Source organism: Virgibacillus sp. 7505 (genome assembly GCF_002272135.1).
Lineage (GTDB): Bacteria > Bacillota > Bacilli > Bacillales > Amphibacillaceae > Terribacillus.
The window spans coordinates 1-208 of the sequence record NZ_NPBF01000502.1; the positions used below are offsets into that span (position 1 = coordinate 1).

Annotated in this window: 1 protein-coding gene; it reads left to right on the plus strand. The window is 44.2% G+C overall.

Features of this window, described 5'->3' with window-relative positions; all coding sequences use genetic code 11:
• On the plus strand, positions 1-208 hold a 208-nt coding region (locus tag CHH91_RS19960), incomplete at both ends, for a DEAD/DEAH box helicase (RefSeq protein WP_141234297.1).

Here is a 208-nt window from a genome sequence, read left to right on the forward strand (position 1 = left end):
ACAATACGCCTTGAATCGATTGAGACGGTCGTATTGGATGAGGCGGACGAAATGTTGAACATGGGTTTTATCGAGGACATTGAAACGATTTTGGCGGAGACACCTCAAGAAACACGGCAAACATTGCTTTTTTCAGCAACAATGCCAAAGCGGATGGAATCTCTTGCCAGCAAGTTTATGAAAAACCCAACACGGATAGCTGTGAAAG